Annotated in this window: 6 protein-coding genes; all 6 read left to right on the top strand. The window is 65.5% G+C overall.

Going from position 1 to position 6,000, the window contains the following annotated elements; translation table 11 throughout:
* On the top strand, nucleotides 1–96 hold a 96-nt coding region (locus AC1Q7Q_RS16590), incomplete at its 5' end, for an acyl-CoA dehydrogenase family protein (RefSeq protein ID WP_492368639.1).
* A 161-nt stretch (nucleotides 97–257) separates the two neighbouring features.
* Entirely contained in the window at nucleotides 258–2,102 is a 1,845-nt protein-coding gene (gene aceK, locus AC1Q7Q_RS16585) for a bifunctional isocitrate dehydrogenase kinase/phosphatase (protein ID WP_492374269.1), read from the top strand.
* On the top strand, nucleotides 2,099–2,770 hold the full coding sequence (can, locus tag AC1Q7Q_RS16580) for a carbonate dehydratase (RefSeq protein ID WP_416050198.1): 672 nt from the start codon (nucleotides 2,099–2,101) through the stop codon (nucleotides 2,768–2,770). Before aceK ends, can begins: the two co-directional genes overlap by 4 nt.
* A gap of 73 nt (nucleotides 2,771–2,843) precedes the next feature.
* The gene (locus tag AC1Q7Q_RS16575; protein ID WP_492374270.1) at nucleotides 2,844–4,040 is read left to right on the top strand and encodes an acetyl-CoA C-acetyltransferase; all 1,197 of its coding nucleotides are present in this window, start codon (nucleotides 2,844–2,846) and stop codon (nucleotides 4,038–4,040) included.
* Nucleotides 4,041–4,124: 84 nt separating this feature from the next.
* Nucleotides 4,125–4,805 carry an SDR family oxidoreductase gene (locus tag AC1Q7Q_RS16570; RefSeq protein ID WP_416050200.1) on the top strand — a complete coding sequence of 227 codons (681 nt, stop codon included), beginning with the start codon at nucleotides 4,125–4,127 and terminating at the stop codon, nucleotides 4,803–4,805.
* 48 nt (nucleotides 4,806–4,853) lie between these two features.
* Complete coding sequence (locus AC1Q7Q_RS16565) at nucleotides 4,854–5,984, top strand: acyl-CoA dehydrogenase family protein (protein ID WP_492374271.1); 1,131 nt, start codon at nucleotides 4,854–4,856, stop codon at nucleotides 5,982–5,984.
* Nucleotides 5,985–6,000: the final 16 nt, after the last annotated feature.

The following is a 6,000-nucleotide window of genomic DNA, read 5'->3' as shown; positions in this document are numbered from 1 at the left end:
CTGTGGCGCGACGCCAAGCTGTACGAGATCGGCGCGGGCACCTCGGAAATCCGCCGCATGCTGATCGGGCGCGAGCTGTTCTCGCAAACCATGTGATGCCGGCGCAGCACGCGGCCGGGCGCGGCGCCGCAAGGCGGCAGCGCCAGCCTAAGTGCCCCACCGCCCACGCCGAATTGACCGAAAGAGCACTCGCCCGGCCGCCGAACCAATTTACAATCTCCGGAAACCACCTCCAGCCTTAGTCACCGGTCTGCGACATGTCCCACTTCCCCAAGCTGCTGTCCTCGCAGATCGCCTACGACGTGGCCCGGACCATGCTGGACGGGTTTGACAAGCATTACCGGCTGTTCCGCGAAGTCAGCCACCTGGCCAAGCTGAAGTTCGAAGCGGCCGACTGGCTCGGCCTGCAGCAACTGCAGCGCGACCGCATCGACTTCTACAACGAGCGGGTGCGCGAAACCAGCGTGATCCTGGAAGACGAATACGACGCGGAAAATATCGAGGACGAGATCTGGCAGCAGATCAAGCTGCACTACATCGGGCTGCTGACCAATCATCACCAGCCCGAACTGGCCGAGACGTTCTTCAACTCGGTGTGCACGCGTATCCTGCACCGCTCGTACTTCAACAACGACTTCATCTTCGTGCGCCCGGCCATCTCGACCGAGTACATCGAGAACGAGGAGTCGCCCACCCGGCCGACCTTTCGCGCCTACTATCCGGGCAGCCGCAAGGGCATGGCGGCGTGCTTCGAACGCATCGTCCATAACTTCCAGCTCGACCGGCCGTTTGACGATCTCACGCGCGATATCGGCTATGTGGTGCGCGCTGTCACCGAGTATTTCGGTGACTTCCGCATTGCGCCGAATTTCCAGATCCATGTGCTGTCGTCGCTGTTCTTCCGCAACAAGTCGGCGTTCATCATCGGCCGTATCCTGAATGCCGATCGCACCTTCCCGCTGGCGATTCCCATCGTGCACACGCCCGATGGCAAGCTATCGCTCGATACGGTGCTGCTCAAGAAGGTGCAACTGCTGATCCTGTTCTCCTTCACGCACTCGTATTTCATGGTCGACATGGAGATCCCGTCGGCGTACGTGACCTTCCTGCGCGACATCATGCCGCGCAAGCCGCGCGCGGAGATCTACACCTCTCTGGGCTTGCAGAAGCAGGGCAAGAACCTGTTCTACCGGGACTTCCTGCATCACCTGCAGCATTCGTCGGACAAGTTCATCAGCGCACCCGGTATCAAGGGCCTGGTGATGCTCGTGTTCACGCTGCCGTCGTACCCATACGTGTTCAAGGTGATCAAGGACTACTACCCCGCGCCCAAGGAGACCACGCGCGAGCTGATCAAGTCGAAGTACCAACTGGTCAAGCAGCATGACCGCGTCGGGCGCATGGCCGATACGCTGGAGTACTCCGACGTGGCCTTCCCGCTGTCGCGCTTCGACGATGCGCTGGTGCGCGAGCTGGAGTTGCATGCGCCGTCGATGATCGAATACCAGCGCGGCAAGGATGGTGGCGAGGAAATTGTCGTGCGCCACGTGTATATTGAGCGCCGCATGACGCCGCTGAACATCTGGCTGCAGGAAGGCTCGGATGCGCAGGTCGAGCACGGCATCGTCGAGTACGGCAACGCCATCAAGGAGCTGATCGCCGCCAATATCTTTCCCGGCGACATGCTCTACAAGAACTTCGGCGTGACGCGCCACGGGCGCGTGGTGTTCTACGACTACGACGAGATCGAGTACATGACGGACACCAATGTCCGCCACGTGCCGCAGCCGCGCAATGAGGAGGAGGAGCTTTCGGGCGAGGTCTGGTACAGCGTCGGGCGGCACGACATCTTCCCCGAGACCTATCGCACCTTCTTGCTCGGCGACGCACGCGTGCGTGCTGCCTTCCTGCGGCACCACGAAGATTTTTTCGATCCTGCCATGTGGCAGGCTCACAAGGACCGGCTGCTGGCCGGGCAAATCCATGATTTCTATGCCTATGATGTTTCTGAACGCTTTATCCATCGCTATGCCGCCGGCGGCGACGACGCCGAAGCGCGCGCGCACGGCAACGATCCCGCACCCGCAAGGAGAGTCGCATGAGTGACGCTATCGCCCAGCTTTTCCGCAACAACCGCGAGTGGGTGGACCGCGTCAATGCGGAAGACCCAAGCTTCTTCATGCGCCTGGCCAACCAGCAGGCGCCCGAGTACCTGTGGATCGGCTGCTCGGATTCGCGCGTGCCGGCCAACCAGATCCTCGGGCTGGCACCGGGCGAGGTGTTCGTCCACCGCAATATCGCCAACGTCATCGCCCATAGCGACCTCAACGCGCTGTCCGTCATCCAGTTCGCGGTGGAAGTGCTCAAGGTGCGCCACATCACCGTGGTGGGCCACTATGGCTGCGGCGGCGTCAAGGTGGCGCTCAAGCGCCAGCGCATCGGCCTGGCCGACAACTGGCTGCGCCATGTGCGCGACGTGGCCGACAAGCACGGCGCCTACCTTGGCACCATCACCCGCGAGGAAGACGCGCATACGCGCCTGTGCGAGCTCAACGTGATCGAGCAGGTCAACAACGTGTGCCAGACCACGGTGCTGCAGGACGCGTGGGACCGCGGGCAGCCGGTCACGGTGCATGGCTGGGTCTACGGCGTGTCCGACGGCCTGCTGCGCGACCTGGGCATGGCCGCCAGCAGCAACGACGAACTGCACGCACAGCTTGAGGCCGCCTATCGCCAGTTCGGCGATCCGCCGCAAGCGTCGATCCGCTAAGCCAAGTACAGAGAGATTCCCGGAAGAGCCAACAATCGCCGCCAGCCAGCGCCCCAATCATTGGAGACACCACATGCATGATCCCGTAGTCATCGTATCCGCCGCCCGCACCCCCATGGCGGCTTTCCAGGGCGAGTTCGCCACGCTGACGGCGCCGCAGCTTGGCGCCACCGCCATCCGTGCGGCGGTCGAGCGCGCGGGCCTCGCGCCGGAGCAGATCGAGGAAGTGGTGTTCGGCTGCGTGCTGCCCGCGGGCCTGGGCCAGGCGCCCGCCCGGCAGGCCGCGCTGGGCGCTGGCTTGCCGCTTGGCGTGGGTTGCACCACGGTCAACAAGATGTGCGGCTCCGGCATGCGCGCCGCCATGAATGTGCATGACGCGCTGATCGCGGGCGCATTCGAGATCGGCATCGCCGGCGGCATGGAGAGCATGACCAATGCGCCGTACCTGGTGCCCAAGGGCCGCGGCGGCTACCGCATCGGCCACGGCATGATCTTCGACCACATGATGCTGGATGGGCTGGAAGACGCCTACATCAAGGACGAAAAAGGCGGCGGGCGTTCGATGGGCACCTTCGGCGAGGACTGCGCGGCCAAGTACGACTTCACCCGCGCGGCGCAGGACGAGTTCGCCATGGAGAGCGTACGGCGCGCCCAGCAGGCCACCGAGCGCGGCGACTTCCGTTGGGAGATCGCGCCGGTGACGGTGCCGGGGCGTGGTGGCGACACCATCATCGACACCGACGAAGGCCCGCGCCGCATCAAGGTCGACAAGATTCCATCGCTCAAGCCCGCTTTTGCCAAGGACGGCACCATCACCGCCGCCTCATCGTCATCGATCAACGACGGCGCGGCCGCGCTGGTGATGATGCGCGAATCCACCGCCAGGCGGCTCGGCCTGGAACCGCTGGCCCGCCTGCTCGGCCACACCACGCATGCGCAGGCGCCGGGATGGTTCACCACCGCGCCGGTGGAAGCGATGAGCAAGCTCTACCGCAAGCTCGGCTGGACGACCGACAGCGTCGACCTGTTCGAGATCAACGAAGCGTTCGCCGTGGTGCCGATGGCCGCCATGCACGACCTCAAGATCCCGCGCGACAAGGTCAACATCCACGGCGGCGCCTGCGCGCTGGGCCACCCCATCGGCGCCTCGGGCGCGCGCATCATGGCCACGCTGATCGGCGCGCTGCGCAAGACCGGCGGCAAGCGCGGCGTGGCCAGCCTGTGCATCGGCGGCGGCGAAGCCACCGCGGTGGGGCTGGAGATCGTCTGAACCCGCGGCATTGACCGCAACAGAGCCGCTGCCGCCACCGCGCGGCAGCCAGGCTGCAATCCATATAGAAGAAGGAGTACTGCCTTGCCAACCGCTCTCATCCTTGGTGCCTCGCGTGGCATCGGTCTCGAATTTGTGCGCCAGTACCGTGCCGATGGCTGGCGGGTGCTGGCCGTCGCGCGCAGCGATGACGGCATCAAGGCCATCGAAGCGCTTGGCGCGGAGGCGTTGCGCGCCGACCTGACCGACGCGGGCCAGGTCGCCGGGCTGGGTTGGAAGCTGGACGGCGAGTCCATCGACGTAGCGATCTACAACGCCGGCGTGATCGGCCCGCGCACCGAAGGCGCACAGCCGGTCACCCGCGAGGACTTCGACAAGGTGATGCACGTCAATGTGCTGGGGCCGATGATGGCGCTGCCGTTGCTGCTGCCGCTGGTCGAGGCCGGGCGTTCGGGCAAGGGTGGCGTGCTGGCGGTGCTGGCTTCGCGCATGGGCAGCATCGGCACCATGGACAGCAACCGCAGCTGGCTCTACCGGGTCAGCAAGGCGGCGGCCAACGCGGCGCTCAAGGCCGCCTCGCTCGACGCGCGCCACGCTACCTGCCTGGCCTTCCACCCGGGCTGGGTGCAGACCGAGATGGGCGGTAAGGAAGCCGACCTCACGCCGCAGCAAAGCGTATCCGGCATGCGCGGCGTGATCGCCGGCGCGACGCGCCAGGATAACGGCGGTTTTCGCAACTACGATGGCAGCGTGATCCCGTGGTGAGCACGGCGTTCATGGTTCCCGACTCCGCTACCACCTTGGTGAATTGACATGCTGCTCACGCCAGAACAGGAAATGATCCGCGATGCCGTGCGCCAGTTCGCGCGGCAGGAGATCGCGCCGCACGCCGCCGCGTGGGATCGCGACAAGACCTTCCCGCAGGCGGTGCACCGCGAGCTGGCCGCGCTCGGCGCCTACGGCGTGGCGGTACCCGAGCAATACGGCGGCGCCGGGCTCGACTATCTCTCGCTGGCGCTGATCCTGGAAGAAATCGCTGCCGGCGATGGCGGCACCTCGACTGTCATCAGCGTCAACAACTGCCCGGTGTGCAGCATGTTGATGGCTTTCGCCAGCGAGGCGCAGAAGCAGCGGTGGCTGGTGCCTCTCGCGCGCGGCGAGATGCTCGGCGCTTTCTGCCTGACCGAGCCGCACGTGGGCTCGGATGCCGCCGCGCTACGCACCAGCGCGGTGAGGGATGGCGACGACTACGTGCTCAACGGTGTCAAGCAATTCATCACCAGCGGCAAGAACGCCGACGTGGCCATCGTGCTCGCGGTCACCGACAAGGCGGCGGGCAAGCGCGGCATCAGTGCCTTCCTGGTGCCCACCGCGACGCCCGGCTACATCGTCGCGCGGCTGGAGGAAAAACTCGGCCAGCATTCGTCGGACACCGCGCAGATCCTGTTCGAGGATTGCCGCGTGCCGGCAGCCAATATGCTGGGCGAGGAGGGCGCCGGCTACAAGATGGCGCTGTCCGGCCTGGAAGGCGGACGCATCGGCATCGCCTCGCAAAGCATCGGCATGGCACGCGCGGCGTTCGACGCGGCGCTGGCGTATGCCAAGGAACGCGAGAGCTTCGGCCAGCCGCTGTTCGCGCACCAGGCCGTGCAGTTCCGCCTGGCCGACATGGCGACCAAGATCGAGGTGGCGCGGCAGATGGTGTGGCATGCCGCGTCGCTCAAGGATGCGGGGCGGCCTTGCCTGAAGGAGGCCGCCATGGCCAAGCTGTATGCCAGCGAGATGGCCGAGGAGGTCTGCTCGGCCGCCATCCAGGTCTTTGGGGGCTACGGCTATGTCAGCGATTTCCCGGTCGAGCGCATCTACCGGGATGTGCGCGTCTGCCAGATCTACGAGGGCACCAGCGACATTCAGAAGATACTGATCGCTCGGGCGCTGGCCTGAGGGCGGCTCGCGCGCA

The organism is Cupriavidus sp. GW823-FHT07A04 (genome assembly GCF_058794615.1).
Note: the sequence above shows the minus strand (reverse complement) of the source record. Positions and strands in the feature narration are given on the sequence as shown.